This window comes from Xenorhabdus sp. NBAII XenSa04 (assembly GCF_963866145.1).
In the GTDB taxonomy this organism is placed as follows: domain Bacteria; phylum Pseudomonadota; class Gammaproteobacteria; order Enterobacterales; family Enterobacteriaceae; genus Xenorhabdus; species Xenorhabdus indica.
The window spans coordinates 1-657 of the sequence record NZ_CAWMEB010000120.1; the positions used below are offsets into that span (position 1 = coordinate 1).

The following is a 657-nucleotide window of genomic DNA, read 5'->3' on the forward strand; positions in this document are numbered from 1 at the left end:
CCGACGGGAGACAGATTGCCATCACTATCAAGCACGTAAAGGCGGACGTTATTATTCGCTTTGCCGATATTGGTTGCAGCGTCTCCACGTTGATACACATTCCCGCTCGCAACAACGGTCACTTCTGTCGGGCCATAAGCATTCAGTACGCTGCTGTATTGGCTGAAATATGCCAGAAAATCCAGGGAGGGGGACTCTCCCGCTGTAACCAATAATTGCAGGGAGGGTAACTTCGTGCCGATTAACAATTTCAAGATGGCTGGGGGTAAGGTGGCAATCTCAATCCCTTCCCGTTGGATGAGTTTGGCAATGGCAGGCGCGTTACGTTCTGTTTCGCTGCAAAGGTAAATGGTCAGGCCATTAAATAAGCCAGGGAATAATTCGAAAACAGAACCATCAAATACATAAGCGGCAAACATTAAGGCTTTTGTTCTCTTTGCTGCATCAAAGCATTCGGCCTGCGCTGCCACCATATGCGCCACACTTTTGTGCTCAATCATAACGCCTTTGGGCTGACCCGTGGTGCCTGACGTGTAAATGATATAGGCCAAATCGGTTGGCCGGTTTATTCGCACCGGATTTTCCACAGACTGGCCTGTGGTGATTGTCCCGTCATCCGCCGCGATGAGTATAGGGGGTTCCGTGAGTGGCTGGCTG

General features: G+C 50.4%; 1 protein-coding gene. It reads right to left on the reverse strand.

Translation table 11 applies throughout. The features are described 5' to 3' along the window. Positions 1-657: AMP-binding protein (locus tag AAC147_RS05870; protein ID WP_047685964.1), on the reverse strand; the 657-nt coding region annotated here is incomplete at both ends.